Genomic DNA, 24,670 nt, shown 5'->3' with positions numbered 1-24,670 from the left:
ATCGCCATTCCTTAATCAGCTGCACTCTCTCTCCCTCGCTTCTTAGCATGATATTTCTCCACCCACTTAAGCAGTAGTTGTGGCGCATGCGCGCGTTTCCATTCTCCCGCTGCATATTTATTAGCTTCTGACCAGGTGGGATAGGTATGCATGGTGCCTAGAATTTTGTTTAGGCCCAAGCCATGCTTCATGGCGAGTACAAATTCAGCGAGTAAATCGCTGGCGTGGGCGCCGGCTATGCTGACGCCCAGAATACGATCCTTACCCGGCACCGTCAGCACTTTGACAAAGCCCTGCGCCGCTTCGTCGGTAATCGCGCGATCCAGATCACTCAGATTAAAACGCGTTACTTCGAAGGCGATATTGCGTGCTTTGGCTTCATTTTCCGACAATCCTACCCGCGCAACTTCCGGGTCGGTGAATGTCGTCCACGAAATCACTGAATAGTCCACTTTGAAACGTTTGAGAGTGCCAAAAAGGGCATTGACCGAGGCATGCCACGCCTGGTGCGCGGCCGTGTGGGTGAATTGATAGGGTCCGGCAACATCGCCGCAGGCATAGATGTTGGGATAAATGGTTTGTAACCAGGCATTGGTTTCAATGGTGCGTAGTGGTGAAACCGGGATACCCAATTCCTCTAATCCAAAACCTTCTGTGCGAGGTATCCGGCCGGTGGCGCATAACAGCGCATCAAACGGCAGTTTGAATTCTTTGCCGTCAGTGCCGCGCACCGTCAAATATTGCGCATCGCCTTCTTTCTCACAGCGTAGCGCTTCGGTTTGCGTCAGCAAGGTTACGCCATCTGCTTGCAATGCTGCTTTAATCAGCGCTACAGCATCCGCATCTTCGCGCGGCAAACAATCACTTCGCACGACCTGTGTCACTTGGCAGTCTAGCCGGGAAAATGCTTGTGCCAATTCGCAGCCGATCGGTCCGCCGCCCAGCACAATCAAGCGCTCCGGCCGTTCAGTCAGCGACCAAAGGGTATCGGAAGTGTAATAGCGCACCGATTCCAGTCCCGAGATTTCTGGAATCGCCGGGCGCGCACCGGTCGCGATGACGATGGCGCGCGTGGAGAGTGTTTGTCCATTGACTTCCACCGACCAGGGCGAAGTCATTTTCGCTTTTCCTCGCAACACTTCTACACCCAATTGGGTATAACGTTCTACCGAATCGTGCGGTTCGATTGTTTTGATCACGCGCTGGACACGTGCCATGACATCCGAAAAATCATACCGAACAGTGGTCTGTGCAATACCCAGTGATGTGGCGTTTTTTGCCTGTTGCAAAAAAGTGGCGGTACGGATCAATGCTTTGGACGGTACACACCCGTAATTGAGGCAATCGCCTCCCATCTTGTGGCTTTCAATCAAGGTTACTTTGGCGCGCGTTGCCGCTGCAATATACGCGCTCACCAATCCGGCAGAACCGGCGCCGATCACGATCAGATTGCGGTCAAATTGGCGCGGTTTGGTCCAGCGCGCATATAAGCGGCGGGTTCTTGCCAGCCCGATGCCCCAGCGGGCCAGCCACGGAAAGAGCGCCAACACAATCAATGAAATAATCAATGCCGGAGACATGACATCTGATAAGTGTGTGATCGCTGCCAACTGTGTGCCCGCATTCACATAGGCGGCGGTTCCGGCGAACATGCCAACCAGGCTGACCCAGAAGAAAGTAGTGCTGCGAATGGCGGTCAATCCCATCAGCAAATTGATGAGAAAGAATGGAAAAACAGGCACCAGGCGCAAGGAAAACAAACAAAAAACGCCATCCCGCTCAAGGCCTTTGTTGATGGTATCCAGGCGATCGCCAAAGCGGTGCTGCACGGCATCGCGCAATACATAGCGCGCAGTCCAGAACGCCAGTGTGGCACCAATCGTAGCCGATACCAATACCACCGGCACGCCGGTCCAGAATCCGAATATCGCGCCACCGGCCAGCGTCATTAGGGTTGCGCCGGGGAATGATAACGCAGCCATCACGATATAGATTGCTGCGAAAATACCGGTCACAAGAAACGGCTCTGCCCGGTAGGCTTGTTGTAATGCTTCATGCTGGTCTTTGAGCGCTTCCAGCGTGAAAAAGCGCCCTAAGTCAAAACTGAAAAACAACCCGGCTAACAAGCCGAGCAGTATCAGTAGCCCCCAGCGGCGTTTCATGGCTATCGCTTCATTTCACTGCACGAAGCGCCATACTGGAAACAGCTATAACAACGATGATGTTTCATACTGACCGGAATTTTTAGACTTGCGGCCAGTGTTGTGCCGAGCACATAATCGGCGTCATCATCCACCAACGTACACGCATAGACTCTGCATTTGCCTTCACTCTTGACAACCATGCGGCTGAATGCGCACATAAATTCACGGCGTGTGGATTCGGTCTGATAATCGACCATGCAACTGTGCGTAATTTGCGGTGCGGTGACTGTGATACCGGGCGGATGGAATTCAGGAAACTCGATGCGCGGCAGATTTTCCGGCAATCCTGCGCCGCGAAAAACTTCCGCAAAACATTTGGCGACTTTATGGGCAGGTAAACCTGGGATGGTTTGGTTGGCTACCGATACACTGAATCCCATGTCATGCAATGCGCAGAGTCCATCCAACGCCATTGAAAACATGCCTTCGCCCCGGTTCTTGTCATGCTGTTCCGCTGAGAAATGATCCAGGCTAACGCGAAAATGCACAGCGTTCGACCGCTCACGCAGCGGCTTTAATTGTGACAAGCGTTTAATCAATGGTTCCGTGGCATTGGTCAGCACCATGCAGGGGCGGTGCTGGAGCGCGTAATCCAGAATGTGGATCAAGTCTTTGTTAATAAAAGGCTCTCCGCCGGTAAAAGAGAATTGTTTGACACCCAGTGTCAACGCTTCGTCGATAAATGGTCTGGCGTCGTCAAAACGCATCAATTGCAAGCGGTCGTCGCCGGGTTTGGAGCCTTCCAGACAAAAAGGACAAGCCAGATTACAAGCGGTACCGGTATGAAACCAGAGTTCTTCTAAGGCATGTGAACGAATAAAGCCGCGCGGCTTGTCATCGGGCGTGACATACCACAGCTTGGAACGCGAACGATGTTCAGTCGATGCGGGTGGTGGTAAGACATTAGCATTCATGTTCAACAACACCCGCTTGTCTGATCACCCATGATCGCATCGTCAAATGGAATCCCCATACCACAACCCGGAAAAATGCCAAAGTGCTGATCAAAGTTACCGTAAAAATCAAAATGTTTAACAAAGCGTGTGTCATGCAGCATGCGCCAAGTATTGCCACACACCGGAAACTGTCTGCCGGTCTCGATAAAATGGTGCTTATCCAGCCGGAACGCATGGCGATGATGCGGAATGGTGCCGCGATACACAACGGATTGCCCATGATCCTCACAAGCCAGTTCCAGATCATGCAGTTTGAACAAGCGATAGGTCGCCGAATAAAAACCGATATTGCCGGTTTTTTCCGCCAGTTCCGGGTTGCTGATGTCAATGGGCCGGTCGTCAACCAAGCGCGGATCAGTGAAGCCGTGTTTGCGTGACAATTGCAGAAAATCATTCCAATATAGTGCACCGCTCAAGCATTCGCCATACAGTACCGGATCCTGGGTCAATGCCAGCGGAATGCGGCGGTCGCTGTATACATCGGAAAAATACAGTTCCCCGCCGGGCTTCAAAACGCGGAAAGCTTCGCGCAGCACCGCTGCTTTGTCCGGAGCCAGATTAATCACGCAGTTCGAAACAATCACATCCACGCTGGCATCGGCTAATTCAAGCTCGTGCAATCGTTCAATATAACCGTGCAGGAAACGGACGTTGCTGCGTTTGTAGCCAAAAGCCTTTTGGTGATATTTTTCATGTTGACGCGCAATCGCCAGTTGCTCTTCGGTCATATCCACGCCGATGACCTGTCCTGTTTCCCCCACCAGTTGAGACAGCACAAAAACGTCACGCCCTGCGCCGCAACCCAGATCAAGAATGGTCAAACCTTGCAGTAATTCGGGTAAAACCAGGCCACAGCCGTAATAACGTGTCTGCACATCCGCGTGCACTCGCGCCAGCAATGGTTTTACAAAATGTGGCAAACCTGCATCCGTGCAACATGCGTTGGTTTGCAAATCCTGACTGCCCGTCAGTGTTTCGCCATAATATTTTTGAACAATCTCTTGCATGGTATTCCTTATTTTTGAGGATTAGCGTCATTATGTCATTCAAGAGCCAATTTTAGAATGATAACGTGAAGCCAATTCCTGCGGTGTGACGCCGCACATAAAATTCAAAGCCAGCTTGCGGTTGTGCCAGGTTCGCCGCCACCAGCCATCGCGCTGCCAGCGCCGTGGATCGATAAAAATGGGCGCGGTTAACGGCAGAAACTTGCCAACCCGGCGCATAGCGCGTACCAAAGGCACTTCTTCAAACAGCGGCCAGGGCGCGTGCCCGCCCACTTGATGATAAACCGGGCGCGCCACGAAAATTCCCTGATCGCCATACGGAACCCCTATTCGGCAACGCAAAGCAACCATCGGTTCCAGGATAAACGCCGGCCAGGCGCGCGGTGCGGCAAAGCGAAAACGGAAATAACCGCCGGTTGCACCTTGGGCAATCGCCTTTGTCATTGCTGTCAATGGATCGGTCGATAGTTGCGCATCCGCATGTAAAAACCACAAAATGTCACCTCTTGCCTGCGCCGCGCCGGTCAGCAATTGCTGGCCGCGGCACGGTTCACTGACTATCCGCTGCGCCTGAAATTGCGTGCAGATTTCTGCGCACGATTCACTGTTGGCAGCATCCACGACGATGATTTCCCAAGGCCTGTACGGTAATTTTTGCAATTGCGCGAGTAAATACGCCAGTTTTTCCTCGTCATGGAAACAAGGGATAATGACGCTAAAATTAAGCATTGGCGATTTTTAAGGTGAAAAGAATATTTTTTGTCAGTTCAAGCAATGCGCAACGCGCCGGTCGTGAATCCCGTTGCAGCAAAGAAACTAATCTTACAAGATCTTCCATTTCATCCACATCGGTGCCATGTCCGAAGGTTTTCACAGATTGCCTTGCTGTACGGCAAGCATCAATGAGCGCGGCGCCCAGTTGATCGCTACTCCACGGCAAAGCCGATAAATCCGGCCATGCATAACGATTGGCCATCAGCACAACGCCACCATCCAGCGCGGGGATCAACACTATATCTGCGTGCTGCAATGCGGCGCGTGTGGCGGTATAATCTGCTATATCCAGCCCGGGGGAGTCGCTGCCAATAAATACCAGTTGTTCCATTCCCTGTGCGCGCAATGTTTGATCCAGCGCATTCAAGCGTTGCCCCAGGTTACCTGCTACCTGAGGGACAACTGTCACTGGGGAAGGTACCGATGTTGACAAAGCGCGCGCCCATTCAATATCCTCCACACTGGCGGGAGCAATCACCACCGGGCCTGGCCAATCACAGGCATCTTCCAGCGCGCAAGCCAATAATGCATCGGCAACTTTCTGTGTCATTTCAATGCCTAAACTCGCTGCCAGTCTTTGTTTGCCGATACCGGGAGCGGGTTTTTTGCAGACAAGAATTAAAGTGGCTTCATTCATTATTTTCATTTCATTTTAAGCATGATCTATCAAGGATAAATGACTTTTATCCCGATTGGGTATGATCTAAAAAGTTTGAAGCGCTATAATACCGGCCAAAGAACCGAACAATCCGTTAAAAATTACGATATGTCACAACCATTATTTCAGAGAACACCACTACTTGACGGCGATAATGTCAACTTAAAACGTGAAGAGATTCGTACTTATTTTCATTCGACTCTGGATTGTTATGAGCAGCTTTTTGAAACACTGCGCAATGATGAAGCCTACTATAAAAAACCCATTTCACTCCGTCATCCTTTGATTTTTTATCTGGGACACACGGCCACATTTTTTGTCAACAAGCTGATTCTCGCCGGGCTCATTACCGAACGCATCAATCCCAGACTGGAATCGATTTTTGCTGTCGGTGTCGATGAAATGAGCTGGGACGATCTGGATAGTGCGCATTATGATTGGCCTGCCGTGGAAGAAGTGCGTGCCTATCGCAAAACCATGCGAGCCGTGGTCGATAAATTGATTACTACGATGCCGCTGACTTTACCGATCACCTGGGACAGTCCTTGGTGGCCGATTCTAATGGGCATCGAACATGAACGTATCCATCTGGAAACCTCTTCCGTATTGATACGCCAACATAAACTTGAATTTGTGCAACCGCATCCGGATTGGCAACCTTGCCGAAAATCTGGAACCGCGCCAACCAATGAACTGATTCCCGTTGCAGTCGGCACTGTTACTATCGGAAAAAGCAAATCCGATCACTCGCATTATGGCTGGGATAACGAGTATGGCTTGCACAACGCGGATATCTCCGCGTTCCAGGCGAGCAAATATCTGGTCAGTAATCAGGAATTTTTACCTTTTGTAACAGCCAATGGTTACCACACGGAGAGTTTCTGGCAGGAAGAAGGCCGTTCATGGAAAAAGTTTACGCTGGCTGAACATCCCACTTTCTGGGTAAAAAAAGACGGTGCCTGGTATTTGCGGGTGATGACCGAAGAAATGCCGATGCCGTGGGATTGGCCGGTCGAAGTCAATTACCATGAGGCGAAAGCGTTTTGTAACTGGAAAGCTGCAACCACCGGGCAACCTGTGCGGTTGCCGACGGAAGACGAATGGTACCGGTTGTACGATGTCGCCCAGTTATCCGAGGTACCGTTCAACGCACCGGCTGTGGGGAATCTGCATTTGGATTATTACGCATCCAGCTGCCCGGTGACCGAATTTCCGCAGGGCGAATTTTTCGATATCGTCGGCAACGTTTGGCAGTGGACTGAAACGCCTACTTATCCCTTTGCCGGTTTTGATGTGCATACGCTATATGACGACTTCACCACGCCCACTTTTGACAATCAGCACAATCTCATTAAGGGCGGTTCCTGGGTTGCTTGCGGCAATGAAACACTGCGTAGCGCACGTTATGCATTTCGCCGGCATTTCTTTCAGCACGCGGGATTTCGTTATGTCGTCACCGACACGCCGGCGATTTTGCAAAGTTCCAACTATGAAACCGACAAACTGCTGTCGGAATACGCTGAATTTCATTATGGCGATATCTATTTTGATGTGCCGAATTTCCCCAAAGCCTTGGCCGAAATTGCCATCGCTGCGATGGGTAACCGGCCTAAACGCACGGCGCTGGATTTGGGTTGCGCATCCGGTCGCTCTACGTTTGAATTGGCGCATGCTTTCGATCACGTTACCGGCATAGATTTCTCCGCGCGCTTCATCGGTCAAGGCGTGCAACTGGTACAACAAGGCATACTGCGCTACACGCTGACCGACGAGGGCGAACTGGTATCCTACAAGGAACGCACACTGACCAGCCTGGGACTGGACGCAATCAAACATAAAGTCGAGTTTTTCCAGGGCGATGCGTGCAACCTGAAGCCTATTTTTACCGGTTACGACCTGATACTCGCCGCTAACTTGATTGATCGTCTGTACGATCCGGCCAAATTGCTCAACAGCATTCACACGCGCATCAATAGCGGCGGTTTGCTGATGATCACATCGCCTTACACCTGGTTGGCCGAGCACACAAAAAAAGAAGCCTGGGTCGGCGGATTCAAGCGCGATGGAGAAAATTTCACCACGTTGGATGGCCTGAAAGAAATTCTGGGTAGCCATTTCCGCTTGATTCAAGGCCCGCAAGCCGTGCCTTTTGTCATTCGCGAAACCAAGCGTAAATTCCAGCATACGCTGTCAGAAGTTACGATCTGGGAGAAGATTGCTTGAGCAGTGGTTTTGATTTTGACCAAGAAATCAACCGCGAAGGCACTCACAGCGTCAAGTATGACGGGCGGCAAAACATGTTTGGCAAAAGCGACGTCATTCCGGTGTGGGTGGCCGACATGGATTTTGCCGCGCCACCCGCAGTCACCCGGGCACTGACAGAACGTGCCGCTCACCCGATTTATGGCTACACGCTTTTCCCGGACAGTTTATACGATGCCCTGATTGGCTGGATGCAGCGGCGCCACGGCTGGGCCATACAACGCGATTGGATTATTCTGTGTCCCGGCGTGGTTCCCTCTATTAATGCGGCGGTGATGGCGTTTACGCAACCCGGTGAATCCGTCATCATTCAACCCCCGGTGTATTTCCCGTTTTTCTCTGCCGTCACCCAAACCGGCAGAAAACTGATCCAAAATCCGCTGCATCTGGAAAATGGCCGCTACACCATCGATTTTGACCATCTGGAACAATGCGCAAAGGATGCGAAACTGCTATTGCTTTGCTCGCCGCATAACCCGGTCGGCCGAGTCTGGCAACCCGCTGAACTGGAACGTTTATTGGATATTGCCGCAAAACATGACGTGATTGTTTTTTCCGATGAAATTCATGCCGACTTGATCTATCCTGGCAATCAACACCATACCCTGGCCGCGTTCCCGGAACATGCTGCAAAAATCATCACCGCGGTCGCGCCGAGCAAAACCTTCAACATTCCCGGATTGAATCTGTCTGCGCTGATTATTCCCGATCAATCCATCCGTAACGCCGTCACACAAGTGTTTAACACCATGCATATCAGCGCATCCAACCCGTTCAGCATCGCCGCCTTTGAAGCCGCCTACCGCGAAGGCGAAGCCTGGCTGGAAGCATTATTGATTTATCTGCGCGATACGCGCGATTGCGTGGAAACCTTTTTGGCCGAACACTTGCCGGAAATCAAAGTCATCAAAGCCGAAGGCACGTATTTGTTATGGCTGGATTGCCGGGCATGGAATAGGACGGATGCGCAGCTCAAACATTTTTTCATCCATGAAGCGGGAGTCGGTATGAGTCCAGGTATTTTGTTTGGTGCGGAAGGCAGTGGGTTTATGCGGCTTAATATTGGCGTACCGCGTTGTACGGTTTTGCGGGTATTGGAGAGAATTAGGCAGGCGAAGTATAGATAATTTCCGAACAGTCAATTGGCTTGCCTTGTGTTTTAACTTGCAAACCGCCTAAATATAGTCTGTGTAGTAACGGAGCCCAACATAATCAGTTTCATATACGCTAAAGGTTGGGCTACCGTACTACGAACTGCCAGTAAGGGTGAGGGAATCACCATTTTCCCGATGAGTGCGATGGCACTATGATCGTGCTCATCGTACCCAGCCCGATCATTTGATGGGCGTTAAGCTGTGGTTGTTTTTGAATTTACCTTTTCGAGGGCTTGGGCAAAAATAGCCACTCTCTGCCCCCCTCCGCAAGCTTCTTTTTACAGTAGATGAGATCCCCTCGCGGTATCCCCCATTCTGTTCGCTACTTACCAGTGTTGACGTACTGGATACAATCACCCTGATTCTTGAAGGGTGAAGAATCAGCGCGTGTTAGTGCCTGCCAACCGCCCTTCTTGCAGTCGGCCGCGACCAGCGGAGTTGAAACTTTGCAGTTACCCGCGCTGCCTGCATTGTAGGCAGCCGCAATTTCCGAAGCGCTCAACGCACGATTGAAAATCTGAACCTCATCAATAGTGCCGTTAAAGTAATCAAAAGTTGGCCCTCCATTAGTAAACCCAAAAGCACCTATCGCGGCAGGTTTATCATTAATTTCGATCTCGCCTGTTAAGGGAGAGGAAGCATCCAATTGTCCATTTAAGTACACTTTAACTACGCTTCCATCGTAAGTGGTTACTAAGTGATACCAAGTATGTTCTTGAAGCTCAGTGTTTGACCACCTACCAATAGCCCATTGACCATCAACTGTCAATTCCAAGCCAAATTTTCTTGGTTGTAGAGTGCCAGCACCATAAGGGTTATCGGGGGATTCGTAACCTGCGTAGATGCCTCCATCACCCAAGATGACTAACGAGTATGCTTGGAGAGTTTGGTTACTAGTTTTCTGAAACACTTGCATGTTTAATCCCGTTGGCGGGGAAGGGTAAGTTGGGAAGGCATTAATATACACCCAAGCCTGAATTGTGATAGCAGTACTGACATCTAAACTTTGTGAGTCAGGCACTTCGACATAATTGGTACTGCCATTAAGTTGAAACGCTTGTCCAACAATGCCTGTTCCGAAAGCGGCTCCACCCTGCAAAATCCCGTTATCACCACCCACTATATCATTTGCATTCCCATCTCCGGGCCACCATCCAACCATGCCATCGGGCGGCATAACACAATTCTGAACGGCAAACACAGCGGATGGTGCGGCTAAAGATGCTGCAGTAAGCATCAGCAGAATATTAAGCAATATTTTATGAAACATGACAAATTCCTCCATTTATGAATCATTGATTCTTCGGAAATTGAGCAAAATAACCACTTTCTGTCCTCTGCCGAAGAGCCTCCTCCTTTCTCAGCGTATGGGATCCCCCCGCTGGGGCATATTACCTACTTAGGATAATTTATAACTTATCCATTTTTCATACTGTACTTGTTAGCTTGCTAAGTAAATAAGCATTTTGCTTAATTTTGTTCAGTAGGGAATAGATGAAGTGTGTGGTCAAAAATGGAGTCACAGCTATCAAAACATAGAGCGCCACAGGGTTCAAACGATTAGGTTCAATAGTCATGTGTCGGCGGTGTTATTTTCTGAGATGCATTGAAAGATTTTTCCGAACCGGAATGAAATAGCTGCGGTTCAGCAAGCCAGAATCCTTGAGCGTAATCGATGCCCATATTTTCCAGGAGTTGCAATGTCTGGGCGTTTTCGACCCATCCGGCGATGGTTTTTAGCCGCATGACATGTCCAATGCGGTTGATCGATTCGACCATCGCATGATCAACCGGATCGGTGGCCATATCCTTGATCAGCCGTCCGTCGATTTTCAGATAATCCAGCGGAAAGTTTTTCAAATAGCCGAACGATGATACGCCGCTGCCGAAATTGTCGATGGAGATACGGCAGCCCAGTTCCTTGATGGTTGATATAAAATGCATGACATGCTTTAAATCCGCCAGTGCAATATGTTCGGTGATTTCAAAACAGATATTGGCAGGATTTATTTTGCTGGCTTTGATGCTGTCCACTGTGAAATTGAGAAAATCCGTGTTGCCGAGCGCCTGTGCGGACAGGTTGATGGTGTAAACCGCATTGGATGGCTGGCGTGCGTGCGCCTTGAGCAACTTGAACAATTGTTGTATCACCCAGCGATCGATCATCAGCATCTGGTCATGCCGTTCGGCGGCGGGAAGAAACGCGCCTGGCATGATCAATTGGCCGTGTTCATCCTTCAGGCGCAACAGGATCTCGCCATGTTCCTCCAAGCCATTTTTGCCGGAAATCGACCGGATCGGTTGAAAATACAAGTATAGCCGCTGATCGGCGATGGCTTGTTGAATACGCGGCAGCCATTGTGTTTCACCCGGTTTTTGCTGCTTATCAGCCGCTTGATACACATGAACCCGGTTCCGTCCCTGATCTTTCGCCTCATAACAAGCGCTATCGGCTGCATTGAGTGCATGGGTAAGCCCTTCATTCGCGTGGGTGATGGGGAAAAATCCAATGCTGACGCCAATCGTGAAAGTTTTGTTCTGATAGTGATAGCGAAAGTTCTGCACCAGTTCGCGCAGCGTATGCGCAACTTGTAACGCTTCATTTTGCGGGCAATGTTCCAGAATAATGCCGAATTCGTCGCCGCCGAGACGGGCCAGCGTATCCCGTGTGCGCAGCTTGGATTGGAACAAAACTGTCACCTGGCGCAACAATTCATCTCCGGCGCTATGTCCGCAAGAATCATTGATAATTTTAAATTGATCCAGGTCGAGATACAGCAGCGCATGCGTGTCATTTTTTCGCGTCGATGCCAGAATCTTGCTGAGGCGGGCTTCAAATTCCTTGCGATTCAACAGACCGGTCAGCGAATCGTGCGTTGCCTGGTAAGCGAGTTTTTGCGTGATCTTGCGTTGCTCTGTGACATCCCGGAAGGTTAAGACGGTTCCAATTACATGCTCTTGCTCGTTTTGAATCGGTGCGACGGAATAATCGATAATCCATTCTTGCTTGTTTTTACGAATCAGCAGGCATTCGCGATGGCCTTTGATATTTCCGGATTTTTTTGAGTGGCCGTCGAGCGGGTTTTTAACAGGCTTCCGGGTAGCTGTATCCAGAATGTTAAAAACTTGTTGCAGCGGTGCACCATTTGCTTCCTGGTTGTGCCAGCCGGTGAATATTTCCGCGACCGGGTTCAGATAGGTTATTTTTCCGCTGGAATCCGTGGTGATCACCGCGTCCCCGATACTGGCTAGAGTCACTTGAAAAAGTTCTTTTTCCTGATACAGGACGTCATTGGCTAAGGCGAGTGCTTCAGTGCGTTCCATTACCCGTTGTTCCAATTGCTCTTTAACGGTTTGTAATGCTTTCTGTGAACGGTCCTTTTCTGCGATTTGGGTTTGTAATACACGATTGATCGCATTCTGGTGATTCTTGGCTTGGATCAGGCGCTTTAACAGGTCGAAATTTTCGAAGCGGAATTTAAGTGAATCCGAGACGGTATGGTGTAGCCGATGCGAAATACTTCCCATCGCGAAAACGAAAAGCAGATAGGTAAGCGCAAGGATCAGATGAATGTCACTTTCATGCGTAACGACCTGATAGGTAAAGGGTAAGACAACGGGTATTGAAAAGGCTGGAAAAGCCCACTTGTACGACGACAATGTGGCCATTGCACCCGCAACCATGCCGCCGAGCAGGTAAGCAAGAAATAACTGGTGCATTGCGCTGCCGCTCACAAAAAGTATGCTTCCCGCGATGCCCCAGAGCACTCCCGATAATAATGTGCCGATTAAAAACCGGCGACCCCATACGGGAGATTCTGTAATGGCCGGATTTTTGCGGAAATAAGATTTAATCAGCAGAAATCGGGCGAAAGTAAGCAGATAGATGGCCGCCAGCCAGCCCACCAGCCAGACTTTTGCAACGAGATTCCAGAAAACAAAAGTAAGCGCTGCGGCAATGATCAGTGAAACAATAAGTGCTTTAGGGGCTTGCTGGTAAAGCAGTTTTATCTGTTCAGCAAGCAGTTCGGCAGCGTGATCGGATTGCTGAAACCGGGAATCCATTGTGTTCTGATTGAATTTCGATTCCATGTAATCATTTTTCATCGCGGACAAATTGCGTAAATTGTACGCTCCTTGCCAGAGAATTTTTCAATCAACGGGAGATTGTTTATCCAGCATAAAGAAGCATATAATTCATTTTCAATGAGTTGGAGCGTGAAAGCGGGGGTGTAATTTGCTCCAGTAACAATGCTGTGCTTGAGCCAAGGCTGGAAAATATTCATTTCTTGGGTGTCAGATAATTCTTATTGACAATCAGCGAATTATACTTAAAATTTTTTGTAAGTAAAGCAAGCTGTCGCTTGTGCTGACTGAGATAAACAGTGAGCGCAATTGATTAATAAAATTACGGGAGTGAATCTATTAATACGCAACGTATAGCAGCGTGTTTTTTTCTTCGAGGTTTTATTTATTACATCGGTTTCTTCCTGTTTACTGCTTCAATGCCGGTTTTGGGCGCTGGGATTGCTGTGATGGAACAAAGTGTAAAGGAATTGGGACAGGCCTTTTCCGGGGCACCAACCAATGTTGACGACGGCAGTATGGTATTTTTTAATCCGGGCGCCATGAGTCAGGTGCGCGGCAAGCTGGTTTCGGTGGCAGGGTATGTCATTGCACCTTCCGCAACTTTCCAAAATAGCGCGTCACATATGAGTCCGGCGCTGGGTGGTGCACCGTTAAAAGGCGGCAATGGCGGGGATTCAGGCAATTTAGTTTTTATTCCCAATGTGTATTATGTTCAGGAACTGACAAAACGAGTGGCTTTTGGTTTTGGGTTTAATACGCCATTTGGCACGAGCAATAGCTACCATTCAGATTGGAAAGGGCGCTATCAAGCCATCGATTCGGAAATTTTTACCTTCAACTTTAATCCATCGTTATCTTTCAAGGTAACCGAGAAATTTTCGGTTGGTGCTGGTTTCAATGTGCAATACTTGCAATCCAGACTGACCAATGCCGTTGATTTTGGAGTAGCTTGCCTGCAGGCGCTACATAATTTACCGGGTTGTGCGAGTCAAGGACTCTTGCCGCAAACCGCAGACGGACATGCTTCACTCAAGGGTGACAGCGTAGGATTTGGCTATAATTTCGGCGCCTTCTATGCGTTGAATCAAGATACTCGATTCGGTGTCAGTTATCGCTCAAGAATTGCGCACGATGTGCATGGGAATGCGAATTTATCTGTGCCGAGTAATGCTATGTTATTGACGGGAAGAGGGAGTATCGACAACAATGCGTTTACCTCAATAACATTACCTGACAATGTTTTGTTTGGTTTTTCGCATCGCTTTAGCCCCCGCTGGGCTATTTCCGCAGATGCTTTATGGACACACTGGAGTCTTGTCAAAGAACTCAGAACAAATTTTTCATCGGCACAGCCCGATGTGCAAAACCTGAAATGGGACGACACATGGCGCTATGCTTTTGGTGTCAATTATTTTTCCGACACCAATAAGTGGATATTCCGCACTGGATTTGCCTACGACCAAACGCCTGTTCCAGATGCGCAGCACCGATCAGCGCGTATTCCTGATAGCAGCCGTTACTGGTTAACGGCTGGTTTGACTTACGCATTGTTAAAAAATGTGAACATCCACGCTGCTTACGCACACTTGTTTATGAACGATGCCTCGATTAATAACAGAGGCTCAACCGCTAGCTATCTCGTTGGGCAATATTCCGAGCAAATCAATATCGGCGGTTTGCAACTGGATTGGCGTTTCTGATCTGACAGATGCACGGTGTGCCGCTGCTTAATGTGCTGAAAATTAGGCTGTTTTGAAGTATCTTATAGTGTCAGTTGATATTGGTGTTAAAGGCACAACTTATTACCCATAAATGTATTCATATAAAGAAAGGCAAATCAATGGATAAAAAAACACATATTAACTTCTGGTTTGTCATCGTAGCGTTATTGAGCTTGCTGCTTATACAGAATCTGTATTCGCAATACACGCAAGTAGAACCCATTCCCTATAGCCGCTTTCAGCATTTTCTGGAGGAAGGGCGGGTGGCCGAGATTGCGATTACTGAACATCAGATCTTTGGCACGCTGAAGGAAAAACATGCGGATGGTTTTAAGGATTTTGTCACCACACGAGTGGAGCCTGAACTGGCTGGGATATTGGATAAACACAATGTGGTTTATACCGGTGTTGTGCAGAGTACCTGGTTACGCGATGTGCTTTCCTGGATTGTGCCGACAGCGATTTTCATTGGTATCTGGCTGTTTGTCATTCGCCGTATGGGCAGTAGTATGGGTAGCGGATTGATGTCGATTGGTAAAAGCCATGCAAAAGTGTTTGTGGAGAAGGAAACCAAGGTGACCTTTGATGATGTGGCGGGCGTGGATGAAGCCAAAGAAGAATTGGTGGAAATAATCAATTTCCTGAAAAATCCGGCAGATTATGGCCGTTTGGGCGGGCGCGCGCCTAAAGGTATTTTGCTGGTAGGCCCGCCGGGTACCGGAAAAACGTTATTGGCGCGCGCTGTGGCAGGCGAAGCGGGTGTGCCGTTTTTCTCTATTTCCGGTTCGGAATTTGTTGAAATGTTTGTCGGTGTGGGTGCAGCCAGGGTGCGTGATCTGTTCGAGCAGGCGCGTCAAATGGCGCCGGCGATTATTTTTATTGATGAACTGGATGCGTTAGGCCGCGCACGCGGCGCTTATGGATTGGGCGGTGGGCATGATGAGAAAGAACAAACGTTGAACCAATTGCTGGCAGAATTGGATGGTTTTGATTCCAGCAGCGGTATTGTGCTGCTGGCGGCAACCAACAGGCCGGAAATTCTTGATCCGGCATTGCTGCGTGCCGGCCGGTTTGACCGTCAAGTGCTGGTGGATCGCCCCGATAAGATAGGTCGAGAGCAAATTCTGACCGTGCATGCGAAAAAAGTGAAGCTGGATATGGATGTCAAAATTGAACAGATTGCCGCATTAACGCCGGGTTTTACCGGCGCAGATTTGGCGAATCTCATCAATGAAGCCACTTTGCTTGCCACACGGCGTGCTGCCGCGTCGGTGACGATGGATGATTTCAATAACGCCATCGAGCGTATCGTGGCCGGTCTGGAGAAACGTAACCGGCTGTTGAATCCTGAAGAACGGCGCGTGGTTGCATTTCATGAACTGGGGCATACGATGGTTGCACTGGCGTTGCCCGGAACCGATGAAATTCACAAGGTATCCATCATCCCACGCGGTGTCGGTGCATTGGGTTACACCATACAACGCCCTACCGAAGATCGATTTTTGATGACGCGCGTGGAATTGCTCAATAAAATGGCGGTATTGCTGGGCGGACGAGCGGCGGAACAAGTGGTGTTTCATGAGGTTTCTACCGGCGCGGCGGATGATCTGGTACGTGCTACGGATATTGCTCGCGCTATGGTTCTGCGTTACGGCATGAGCGACGCATTGGGTAATGTGGCTTATGAGCGGGAGCAATCCGTATTCCTGCAACCCAATATACCGATGCCGCAGAATCGCAATTACAGCGAAGAAACTGCCAATAAGATCGATATTGCAGTACGCGTGCTGGTTGATCAGGCTTTGGAACGTGCAATCAATATACTTCAGGTCAATCGCGCTCTGCTTGATCAGACTGCTGAAGAGTTAATAAAAACGGAAACGCTCAACCAGCCGGAAATAATCAAGCTAAAGCAGGCGATTATTGCGCAACAACCAAAGGCGCAGTGATGATAACGATACTAAAAAGACTAAATGACACAATGCGGCGGTGGTCGTTTATTGGATTCTGTTTTCTATTGCATCTAACATCATTCCGGCGACATTAAATCCTGTTTGTTTTGTTATTTCTTGCATGCCTGTCGGGCTGGTGACGTTAATTTCCGTTAGATAATCGCCAATGACATCCAGACCTACCAGCATTAAACCGTGTTTGACTAATTCAGGTCCGAGGAATTCTGCTATTTCCTTGTCGCGCGCTGATAATGGTTGTATTTTTCCTGTTCCGCCAGCGGCCAGATTGCCACGTGTTTCACCGGGTTTCGGAATGCGCGCCAGCGCATAGGGCACAGCTTTTCCCGCAATGAGGAGTATACGTTTGTCTCCCTGAGCAATTTCAGGAATATAACGTTGCGCCATGATTGTTCGTGTTCCATAGTGGGTCAGTGTTTCGAGAATAACATTGATATTGTGGTCTGCACTGTGCACACGAAATACACTGGCACCGCCCATGCCATCGAGTGGCTTTAAAATAATGTCTTGATGGCTACCGAGAAATTCTCTGATTAAATGAGGCTGGCTGGTTACCAGGGTAGGTGCGATAAATTGTGGAAATCTGGTAATCGCCAGCTTTTCATTGTGATCACGAATACCGCGGGGACTGTTGATTACCAATGCACCTTGAGTTTCAGCCAATTCCAGTAGATACGTGCTGTAAACATATTCCAGATCAAACGGCGGATCCTTGCGCATTACTATGGCATCAAATTCATAGAGCGGCGTTGCGGAAAGGTCACTGGTTTTAAACCAATGCTTATCCTGAAGATCATTCGTTAAGGTCAGTACGCGGGAGAAGCCTGTAACAATATTCTGGTTCAGTGCAATATCATGCTGATAAAGCACATGAATCTGATGGTTTCTGCTAACCGCTTCACAGATCATTGCGAAACTTGAATCTTTGCTGGTTTTGATGGAATCCAACTGATCAATTACAAAGGCGAGTTTCATTTTGATTTTAAGCAGGAAGCGCCGCGGTCATCTCAGGATGCTCTTGTTCTAATTCTAATGCGGCGGCCAGCAAGGCCAGGCGCGCCACAACGTCGTATGCATAGAAACGATTTGGAATGGAATTGGGCTGCGTTGCACTTTTAGGAACTAGGCAAGTGGTTTCAAATGCCAAAGGAACAAAATACATGCCGGGTGCATTCAGGTTTTCATCGACACCGCGTCCGGTATGTACCCGGTAAAATCCGCCGACGACATAGCGATCGATCATGTAAATGACGGGTTCCGCAACCGCCTGGTTAATATTTTCAAATGTATAAACACCTTCCTGAACCAAGACATTTGAGACTTGTAAGCCTTCTTTAACCACAGCCATCTTGTTGCGCTGTTTGCGATTCAGCTTATAGATGTCTGATCCGTCTTTAACCGTCATAATCCCCATACCATAAGTACCCGAGTCGGCTTTGACGATGACGAAGGGATCTTCCTTGACATCATATTGTTGATATTTTCGCTTGATGATCGATAAGATTCGATCGACGGCACTCGCTACGCAATCCTCTCCTTGTTTTTCACGAAAGTTAATTTCACCGCACGATGTAAAACGGGGATTGATCAACCAAGGGTCGATCCCGATCAAATCAGCAAATTCTTGCGCGACTCGATCATAGGCGGCGAAGTGATTGGATTTTCGTCGTGTTGCCCAGCCTGCGTGTAAAGGTGGAATAACAATTTGATTCAGATTTTTGAGAATCTCCGGAACACCCGTTGACAGGTCGTTGTTAAGAAGCACAGCGCAAGGTTCAAAGTTGCTGACGCCTAGTTGATTGTTTTTGCGTATGATGGGTTCAAGGGTTATGGTTTGTCCGTCTGGAAGGTCAATTTGGGTGGCGGCCGTAACTTCAGGTAATAAAGTGCCTATACGCACATTTAATCCGGCATGCTGCATAATACCTTGCAAGGTTGCGATATTTTGCAAGTAAAAAGTGTTGCGCGTGTGATTTTCTGGTATCAAAAGTATGCTATGTGCATCCGGGCATATCTTTTCGATGGCACTCATCATCGCTTGTACACAGAGCGGAATGAATTCCGGGTTAAGGTTATTAAAACCACCCGGAAACAAATTCGTATCAACCGGCGCCAATTTAAAACCGCTGTTGCGTAAGTCGACCGAACAATAAAAAGGTACCTTATGCTCACGCCATTTGTTTCTTAACCAATGTTCAATGGTTGGCATAGCACTAATAATACGATTCTCAAGATCAAGGATAGGGCCACGCAGGGCGGTAGAGAGATGTGGTATTGGCATTTCTGTATGAAGTATTAATCCAGAGCCATTATAGCATTATGTGTTGAGTAGATTGTGGCGGGCCCGTTCCTGAAGTATCTTACGGTTTTCTATATTCAAAATAGGCTATACACGATTTATGCTTAACCCTCTGCAGCCCGTACTCATCTTGTTAGCCATCGCAGTTTTGGCCGTGGTTGTTTTTCGTATGCTGCGTTTGCCGCCCATGTTGGGTTATTTGCTGGCGGGTGTCATTATTGGACCGCATGCTTTGGGTTGGATCCCTGAAACCGATGAAACCCGTCATTTGGCAGAATTCGGAGTGGTATTTCTGATGTTCAGCATCGGTCTGGAATTCAGCCTGCCAAAATTGTTGACCATGAAACGCATTGTTTTTGGATTTGGTACAGCGCAGGTCATAGTCAGCATTGTTTTGGTGATGGCGATCGTATGGATGCTTGGATTGGATTGGCGTATCGGGCTTGTATTAGGAGGTGCTTTAGCAATGTCCTCTACCGCCATTGTGATCAAAATGCTGGCAGAGCGGGCAGAGCTTAATTCTATACATGGCAGGCAGGTGATCGGCATATTACTTTTTCAGGATCTGGCAGTTATCCCCTTGCTGATAATTATTCCTGCCTTGGCAACTGAGGTCGATAGCGATACAAATGATTTTAGTTTGATGCTCGCTATAGCCATATTGAAGATAATCACTGTGCTGACATTCATCTTGTTTCTGGGGCATAAGCTAATGCGCCCATGGTTCCATTTAGTTGCTCGTCAGAAATCCTCGGAACTGTTTGTTCTCAATGTACTATTGATTACATTGGGGCTTGCATGGTTAACCGAATTGGCAGGACTTTCATTGGCTTTAGGGGCATTTCTTGCGGGCATGCTCATTTCTGAAACGGAGTATCGTTATCAGGTTGAAGACGATATTAAGCCTTTCCGGGATATTCTGTTGGGTTTGTTTTTTATTACTATCGGTATGCTATTAGATATGCAAGTAGTGATAGAAAATTTCCTTTGGGTGTTTGTGATTCTGACGGCGCTCATTTTATTGAAAACGGTTGTGATTGCCGGATTGTCACGCTGGTTTGGCACAGATTCCAGTGTAGCAGTAAGAACAGGGATGAATTTGGCGCAGGCAGGGGAGTTTGGATTTGTTTTGCTTGCACAAGCAGGCGCAATGGGATTGATCGAAAGTTCAGTGCTTCAACCCGTTCTTGCGGCAATGGTTTTATCCATGTTTATCGCGCCTTTCATGATTGAATATAGCGAGCCGGTGATTCAGCGTTTTTACGGTTCAGAGTGGATGTATCAAGCAATGCAGATAACCTCCATTGCAGTACAGACTATGGTAGCACAAAACCATGTCATTATATGCGGTTACGGACGAAGCGGTCAGAGTATGTCGCGTATTTTAGAGCAGGAATCTATACCATTTATTGCTTTGGATCTTGATCCGCAACGCATACATGAAGCGGCCAGCGCAGGAGAATCGGTTGTTTATGGCGATGCAGCGCGGCGCGAAGTATTAATTGCCGCTGGTCTTATGCGTGCAAAAGTTTTGGTTATTAGCTATGCCGATACTGTTTCCGCTTTAAAAATTTTAAGACATGTTCAGGAATTACGGCCAGAATTGTCTGTGGTTGTCCGGACACGTGATGATTCAGATATTGATTTGCTGAAAGAAGCTGGAGCAACAGAAGTGGTTGCAGAGATTATGGAAGGAAGCTTAATGCTGGCATCTCATGCAATGATGTTTGTTGACATATCAACAGGCCGTATTTTGCGGCGCATACGAGAAATTCGTGAGCAGCGATATAGCCTATTGCGCGGTTTCTATTATGGCGTAACTGATGAGGGGGAAGATGGTAATGAAAATATACTTCCGCGTTTACTGACGATTACCATTATCCCGGGTGCAGCTGCTATCAATAGGACTTTGGGAGATATTGATCTGGCAAGCTTGGCTGTTGAAGTGACAGCAGTAAGGCGGCGTAATATTCGTGGACTATTGCCTACCGGGGAAACGCGCTTGGAGATAGGTGATGTTGTAGTGCTGAGAGGCACCCAAGCAAATTTAGCCGCCGCTGAAATTAAATTGATGCAAGGTTAAATGTACATGCATAATTATCTATCAATTTAAAGTATAAATCCCTATTTTTATTGTGACTAATTCTAAAAAGATTTCAGTAATTTACTGCATGAAAAATGGACAGCGTAGCGTAGAAAGTGTATAGTCCCGGTTCCGCCCTTTGCTCTTTAGAAAAAGGGCAGGTGTTGATGTAGTCTTAATGGTTACACAGCAAATTAGAAAGGCGCATAAAAAAGAAGCGCAAAATTCATCTTTTATGGAGGGAGATATGATTAAAGCTGTTCAGGCAGTAGTAGGGTTAGGATTGCTTTGTTTGGCTGCTACACAAGTAGCAGTAGCACAAGACATTTCTAAATTACCGCGTGTAAAACAAGAATTGGTGGCTCCGCCAAATGTACCTGTACACGAACAGGTTAGCAAAGGGCCTAAGATTGTTGAAGTACGCATGGAAACTCAAGAAAAATTGGTAGAAGTTGCCCCTGGTGCAAAAGTATGGGGTCTAACTTTCAATGGTAGTATTCCTGGTCCGCTTATCGTAGTGAATGAAGGCGACTATGTTGAATTGACATTAGTTAACCCAAAAACCAGCACGTTAGCACATAACGTGGATTTCCACGCATCAACGGGTGCATTGGGTGGCGCTGGTTTAACCTTAGTACAACCTGGTGAAGAAGTCGTATTGCGCTGGAAAGCAATTAAACCAGGCGTATTCGTTTATCATTGCGCACCAGGTGGAACAATGATTCCTTTCCACGTCATTTCTGGTATGAGTGGCGCAGTTATGGTATTGCCAAAAGGTGGCTTGAAAGACGCAAAGGGCAAACCATACACCTATGACCGTGCATATTACATCGGCGAACAAGATTTCTATCTGCCAAAAGATGACAAAGGCAATTTCAAAACCTACGGTTCACCAGCTGAAGGCATGGCCGATATGCTGAAAGTGGCAACAGGGCTCATTCCAACACACGTAGTATTCAATGGCGCTGTTGGCGCGCTGACAGGTGATAACGCATTAAAAGCCAAAGTAGGCGAGAAGGTGTTGTTTATTCACTCACAAGCTAACCGTCCATCCTATCCGCACTTGATCGGTGGTCATGGTGATCTGTACTGGGTAGGTGGTTCATTCAGCGACATTCCTCTGACCAGCCAAGAAACTTGGTTTGTTCCAGCCGGTTCAGCAGTTGCTGCAGCGTATGAATTTAAACAGCCAGGACTCTATGTATACCTCAGTCATAACCTGATTGAAGCTGTATTGTTGGGTGCTGCTGCGCATATGAATGTTGAAGGAAAATGGGACGATGATCTCATGACCCAAGTTAAAGCACCAAAGAGCTTTGATGCAAAAGCTGCAATGGATCACTAAGATTTGATTTAGTGCAACGTTGAAGTAGTAATAAAAAAGCCTCAACCCATCGGTTGAGGCTTTTTTATTTATGCAATATAAATACGCACTTAATATTCTCTATTCATTGTTGATCAGCACAATTCTATGTCAATTAAATCACATATTCGCACTATTCCGCATTATCCACATGATGGGATCATGTTTCGTGACATTACGACTCTACTGAAAGATCCTGTTGGGCTGCGTACAACCATTCAGGAAATTTCAAACCGATACAATAATGCGGAGATTGACAAAGTCGTAGGGATTGAGTCGCGTGGCTTTATTATTGGTGCGCCTGTGGCGTATCAGTTACATAAGGGTTTTGTGCCTATCCGTAAGCAGAATAAACTACCGGCAGAGACAATAGGGAGAGATTATCAACTGGAATACGGTAGCGATCGTATTGAAATTCATGTCGATGCTATTCAGCCCGGAGAACGGATACTCCTCATTGATGATCTGGTTGCAACGGGTGGGACTGCCGAAGCTGCTGTGGGCCTGATACAGGACATGGGCGGGGTGGTCGTGGAATGCTGCTTTGTGATTGATTTGCCGGATGTGGGCGGCCGGCTTCGTTTGGAAAGTTTAGGATGTAAAGTATTCACGTTATGTGAGTTTGAAGGCGGCTAGTGTTACGGAGAAACTATTTCATCTGGTTTTTTAAATCAATCATCGCGAAGGGTTAACAGTATTTTTTCGTGGATGCCACCAAACCCGCCATTGCTCATGACTAAAATATGATCACCAGGCTTCGTGATTGCAGAAATATTTTGTACGAGTTGATTCAAATCATCATAACAATGCGCTTTTTCTCCTAATGGATCCATAGCAGCTTTGGCCCATTGCGAATCACGGGTAAAGCAATAAACTTGATCAGCTTCCAGTAAGCTATCTGCAAGGCTATCTTTCCATATACCCATTTTCATCGTATTTGAACGCGGCTCCAATATTGCAAAAATTCTCTGCTTGCCGGCATGTGTGCGTAAGCCATTTAATGTTGTTTGGATAGCGGTAGGGTGGTGTGCAAAATCATCATAAACAGTAATGCCGTTGACGGTGCCGCGCTTCTCCATGCGGCGTTTAACATTCTTAAACTGCGTTAATGCCGCAATTCCCGTCTTGATGGGGATTCCGGCATGCCGGGCGGCAATCAGGGCAGCTAATGCATTCATGCGATTATGTTCACCTAACAAATCCCAGTGCAGGCGGCCTTGGTAGGTTTCATCAAGAAAGATATCAGTATCATCGTTTGTCTGTGATTTTGAATGCCAGCCGGTTTCTGTGCCAAATGTTTCAATGGGTGTCCAGCAACCCTGCTTCAGGACACTTTTTAAATTTACATCATTTCCGTTTGCAACAATTAAACCGTTATTAGGAATAATTCGAACAAAATGATGGAATTGACGTTCAATAGCTACAAGATCCGGGAATATGTCAGCATGATCAAATTCAAGGTTATTTAAAATTGCAGTTCTGGGGTGGTAGTGAACAAATTTAGAACGTTTATCGAAGAAAGCTGTGTCGTATTCATCCGCTTCGATGACAAAGAAAGGTGAGATATCGGCAGGTTCCGGACTGGAGTCCTGAACAGGGAATGGAATATTGCCAATTCTTGCTGATATGCCAAAATTCTCAGGAATTCCGCCGATTAAGAATCCAGGGCTTAATCCAGCATAATCTAGTATCCAAGCTAACATAGAGCTGGTTGTTGTTTTGCCGTGCGTGCCAGCAACGGCAAGTACCCAGCGATTTCTCAGAATATTTTCTGATAACCATTGCGGACCCGAAATATAAGGCAGATTCCGGTTGAGTATCTCTTCCATCAAGGGATTGCCACGGGTAATAACATTACCAATTACGTATATATCGGGTTGAAGCTGGATTTGTTCGGGTGAATAACCTGCAATTAATTCGATGCCTTGAGACTCGAGCTGTGTACTCATCGGTGGATAAACATCTTGATCGCAGCCCGTCACCTTATGTCCGGATTCACGTGCAATGGCCGCTATTCCACCCATAAATGTGCCACAAATTCCTAATATATGGATATGCATATTCAGTTTAAAAATTCTTGATTATATTTCACAGATACAACTACTATAACTAGTTGTCTTCTAGGATTAT

The 24,670-nt window shown here is 47.7% G+C and carries 17 protein-coding genes; 7 read left to right on the top strand and 10 right to left on the bottom strand.

Features of this window, described 5'->3' with window-relative positions:
• Positions 1-11: 11 nt before the first annotated feature.
• Genes NIT79A3_RS11585 through NIT79A3_RS11565 form a run of 5 tightly spaced genes read right to left on the bottom strand, consistent with a single transcriptional unit; the run spans position 12 to position 5,578 of the window.
• A complete protein-coding gene (locus tag NIT79A3_RS11585; protein ID WP_013966375.1) occupies positions 12-2,162 on the bottom strand; it encodes a bifunctional TVP38/TMEM64 family protein/FAD-dependent oxidoreductase in 2,151 nt (716 codons plus the stop codon).
• A gap of 2 nt (positions 2,163-2,164) precedes the next feature.
• Positions 2,165-3,118, bottom strand: a complete 954-nt coding sequence (locus tag NIT79A3_RS11580; RefSeq protein WP_013966374.1) for a radical SAM protein — start codon at positions 3,116-3,118, stop codon at positions 2,165-2,167.
• Positions 3,119-3,120: 2 nt separating this feature from the next.
• Positions 3,121-4,167, bottom strand: coding sequence for a methyltransferase domain-containing protein (locus NIT79A3_RS11575; protein ID WP_013966373.1), 1,047 nt, complete (start codon positions 4,165-4,167; stop codon positions 3,121-3,123).
• Positions 4,168-4,206: 39 nt separating this feature from the next.
• Entirely contained in the window at positions 4,207-4,896 is a 690-nt protein-coding gene (locus NIT79A3_RS11570) for a TIGR04283 family arsenosugar biosynthesis glycosyltransferase (protein ID WP_013966372.1), read from the bottom strand.
• Positions 4,889-5,578 carry a DUF2064 domain-containing protein gene (locus tag NIT79A3_RS11565; protein ID WP_013966371.1) on the bottom strand — a complete coding sequence of 230 codons (690 nt, stop codon included), beginning with the start codon at positions 5,576-5,578 and terminating at the stop codon, positions 4,889-4,891. The genes NIT79A3_RS11570 and NIT79A3_RS11565 overlap by 8 nt, the downstream gene beginning before the upstream one ends.
• Before the next feature lie 129 nt (positions 5,579-5,707).
• Between NIT79A3_RS11565 and ovoA the strand changes: the two genes are divergently transcribed.
• Both ovoA and NIT79A3_RS11555 read left to right on the top strand, forming a co-directional pair.
• Entirely contained in the window at positions 5,708-7,822 is a 2,115-nt protein-coding gene (ovoA, locus tag NIT79A3_RS11560) for a 5-histidylcysteine sulfoxide synthase (protein WP_041360937.1), read from the top strand.
• The gene (locus NIT79A3_RS11555; RefSeq protein ID WP_013966369.1) at positions 7,819-8,988 is read left to right on the top strand and encodes a pyridoxal phosphate-dependent aminotransferase; all 1,170 of its coding nucleotides are present in this window, start codon (positions 7,819-7,821) and stop codon (positions 8,986-8,988) included. The genes ovoA and NIT79A3_RS11555 overlap by 4 nt, the downstream gene beginning before the upstream one ends.
• 349 nt (positions 8,989-9,337) lie before the next feature.
• Here NIT79A3_RS11555 and NIT79A3_RS11550 read toward each other — a convergent pair whose 3' ends face one another.
• Entirely contained in the window at positions 9,338-10,285 is a 948-nt protein-coding gene (locus NIT79A3_RS11550) for a LamG domain-containing protein (RefSeq protein ID WP_013966368.1), read from the bottom strand.
• Positions 10,286-10,581: 296 nt separating this feature from the next.
• Positions 10,582-13,122 carry an EAL domain-containing protein gene (locus tag NIT79A3_RS11545; RefSeq protein ID WP_013966366.1) on the bottom strand — a complete coding sequence of 847 codons (2,541 nt, stop codon included), beginning with the start codon at positions 13,120-13,122 and terminating at the stop codon, positions 10,582-10,584.
• Positions 13,123-13,520: 398 nt separating this feature from the next.
• Between NIT79A3_RS11545 and NIT79A3_RS11540 the strand changes: the two genes are divergently transcribed.
• Both NIT79A3_RS11540 and ftsH read left to right on the top strand, forming a co-directional pair.
• Positions 13,521-14,804, top strand: coding sequence for an outer membrane protein transport protein (locus tag NIT79A3_RS11540; RefSeq protein ID WP_013966365.1), 1,284 nt, complete (start codon positions 13,521-13,523; stop codon positions 14,802-14,804).
• A 140-nt stretch (positions 14,805-14,944) separates the two neighbouring features.
• Positions 14,945-16,774 (top strand): ATP-dependent zinc metalloprotease FtsH, encoded by a 1,830-nt coding sequence (ftsH, locus tag NIT79A3_RS11535; RefSeq protein WP_013966364.1) that lies wholly within the window; start codon positions 14,945-14,947, stop codon positions 16,772-16,774.
• A gap of 48 nt (positions 16,775-16,822) precedes the next feature.
• Here the strand turns inward: ftsH and gshB are convergent, their stop codons facing one another.
• The gene (gene gshB / locus NIT79A3_RS11530) at positions 16,823-17,770 is read right to left on the bottom strand and encodes a glutathione synthase (RefSeq protein WP_013966363.1); all 948 of its coding nucleotides are present in this window, start codon (positions 17,768-17,770) and stop codon (positions 16,823-16,825) included.
• Between the two features lie 7 nt (positions 17,771-17,777).
• On the bottom strand, positions 17,778-19,076 hold the full coding sequence (gene gshA / locus NIT79A3_RS11525; RefSeq protein ID WP_013966362.1) for a glutamate--cysteine ligase: 1,299 nt from the start codon (positions 19,074-19,076) through the stop codon (positions 17,778-17,780).
• A gap of 118 nt (positions 19,077-19,194) precedes the next feature.
• Here gshA and NIT79A3_RS11520 point away from each other — a divergent pair, with 118 nt between their 5' ends.
• The 3 genes from NIT79A3_RS11520 (at position 19,195) to NIT79A3_RS11510 (ending at position 23,176) form a co-directional block, all read left to right on the top strand.
• The gene (locus NIT79A3_RS11520; protein WP_013966361.1) at positions 19,195-21,177 is read left to right on the top strand and encodes a monovalent cation:proton antiporter family protein; all 1,983 of its coding nucleotides are present in this window, start codon (positions 19,195-19,197) and stop codon (positions 21,175-21,177) included.
• Between the two features lie 247 nt (positions 21,178-21,424).
• On the top strand, positions 21,425-22,522 hold the full coding sequence (gene nirK, locus NIT79A3_RS11515) for a copper-containing nitrite reductase (protein WP_013966360.1): 1,098 nt from the start codon (positions 21,425-21,427) through the stop codon (positions 22,520-22,522).
• Positions 22,523-22,648: 126 nt separating this feature from the next.
• Complete coding sequence (locus tag NIT79A3_RS11510) at positions 22,649-23,176, top strand: adenine phosphoribosyltransferase (protein ID WP_013966359.1); 528 nt, start codon at positions 22,649-22,651, stop codon at positions 23,174-23,176.
• A 35-nt stretch (positions 23,177-23,211) separates the two neighbouring features.
• On the opposite strand, the gene mpl is transcribed toward NIT79A3_RS11510, so the two are convergent.
• Positions 23,212-24,600, bottom strand: a complete 1,389-nt coding sequence (gene mpl / locus NIT79A3_RS11505; protein ID WP_013966358.1) for a UDP-N-acetylmuramate:L-alanyl-gamma-D-glutamyl-meso-diaminopimelate ligase — start codon at positions 24,598-24,600, stop codon at positions 23,212-23,214.
• Positions 24,601-24,670 lie beyond the last annotated feature (70 nt).

Source organism: Nitrosomonas sp. Is79A3 (genome assembly GCF_000219585.1).
Lineage (GTDB): Bacteria > Pseudomonadota > Gammaproteobacteria > Burkholderiales > Nitrosomonadaceae > Nitrosomonas.
The sequence above is the reverse complement of the archived record's forward strand: the minus strand, read 5'-3'. Positions and strand labels throughout refer to the sequence as shown.

Excerpts from the sequence above, each read along its gene's own strand:
- NIT79A3_RS11585 (WP_013966375.1), bottom strand. The coding sequence starts at position 2,162 with ATGAAACGCCGCTGGGGGCTACTGATACTGCTCGGCTTGTTAGCCGGG.
- NIT79A3_RS11580 (WP_013966374.1), bottom strand. The coding sequence starts at position 3,118 with ATGAATGCTAATGTCTTACCACCACCCGCATCGACTGAACATCGTTCG.
- NIT79A3_RS11575 (WP_013966373.1), bottom strand. The coding sequence starts at position 4,167 with ATGCAAGAGATTGTTCAAAAATATTATGGCGAAACACTGACGGGCAGT.
- NIT79A3_RS11570 (WP_013966372.1), bottom strand. The coding sequence starts at position 4,896 with ATGCTTAATTTTAGCGTCATTATCCCTTGTTTCCATGACGAGGAAAAA.
- NIT79A3_RS11565 (WP_013966371.1), bottom strand. The coding sequence starts at position 5,578 with ATGAATGAAGCCACTTTAATTCTTGTCTGCAAAAAACCCGCTCCCGGT.
- ovoA (WP_041360937.1), top strand. The coding sequence starts at position 5,708 with ATGTCACAACCATTATTTCAGAGAACACCACTACTTGACGGCGATAAT.
- NIT79A3_RS11550 (WP_013966368.1), bottom strand. The coding sequence starts at position 10,285 with ATGTTTCATAAAATATTGCTTAATATTCTGCTGATGCTTACTGCAGCA.
- NIT79A3_RS11545 (WP_013966366.1), bottom strand. The coding sequence starts at position 13,122 with ATGAAAAATGATTACATGGAATCGAAATTCAATCAGAACACAATGGAT.
- NIT79A3_RS11540 (WP_013966365.1), top strand. The coding sequence starts at position 13,521 with ATGCCGGTTTTGGGCGCTGGGATTGCTGTGATGGAACAAAGTGTAAAG.
- ftsH (WP_013966364.1), top strand. The coding sequence starts at position 14,945 with ATGGATAAAAAAACACATATTAACTTCTGGTTTGTCATCGTAGCGTTA.
- gshB (WP_013966363.1), bottom strand. The coding sequence starts at position 17,770 with ATGAAACTCGCCTTTGTAATTGATCAGTTGGATTCCATCAAAACCAGC.
- gshA (WP_013966362.1), bottom strand. The coding sequence starts at position 19,076 with ATGCCAATACCACATCTCTCTACCGCCCTGCGTGGCCCTATCCTTGAT.
- NIT79A3_RS11520 (WP_013966361.1), top strand. The coding sequence starts at position 19,195 with ATGCTTAACCCTCTGCAGCCCGTACTCATCTTGTTAGCCATCGCAGTT.
- nirK (WP_013966360.1), top strand. The coding sequence starts at position 21,425 with ATGATTAAAGCTGTTCAGGCAGTAGTAGGGTTAGGATTGCTTTGTTTG.
- NIT79A3_RS11510 (WP_013966359.1), top strand. The coding sequence starts at position 22,649 with ATGTCAATTAAATCACATATTCGCACTATTCCGCATTATCCACATGAT.
- mpl (WP_013966358.1), bottom strand. The coding sequence starts at position 24,600 with ATGCATATCCATATATTAGGAATTTGTGGCACATTTATGGGTGGAATA.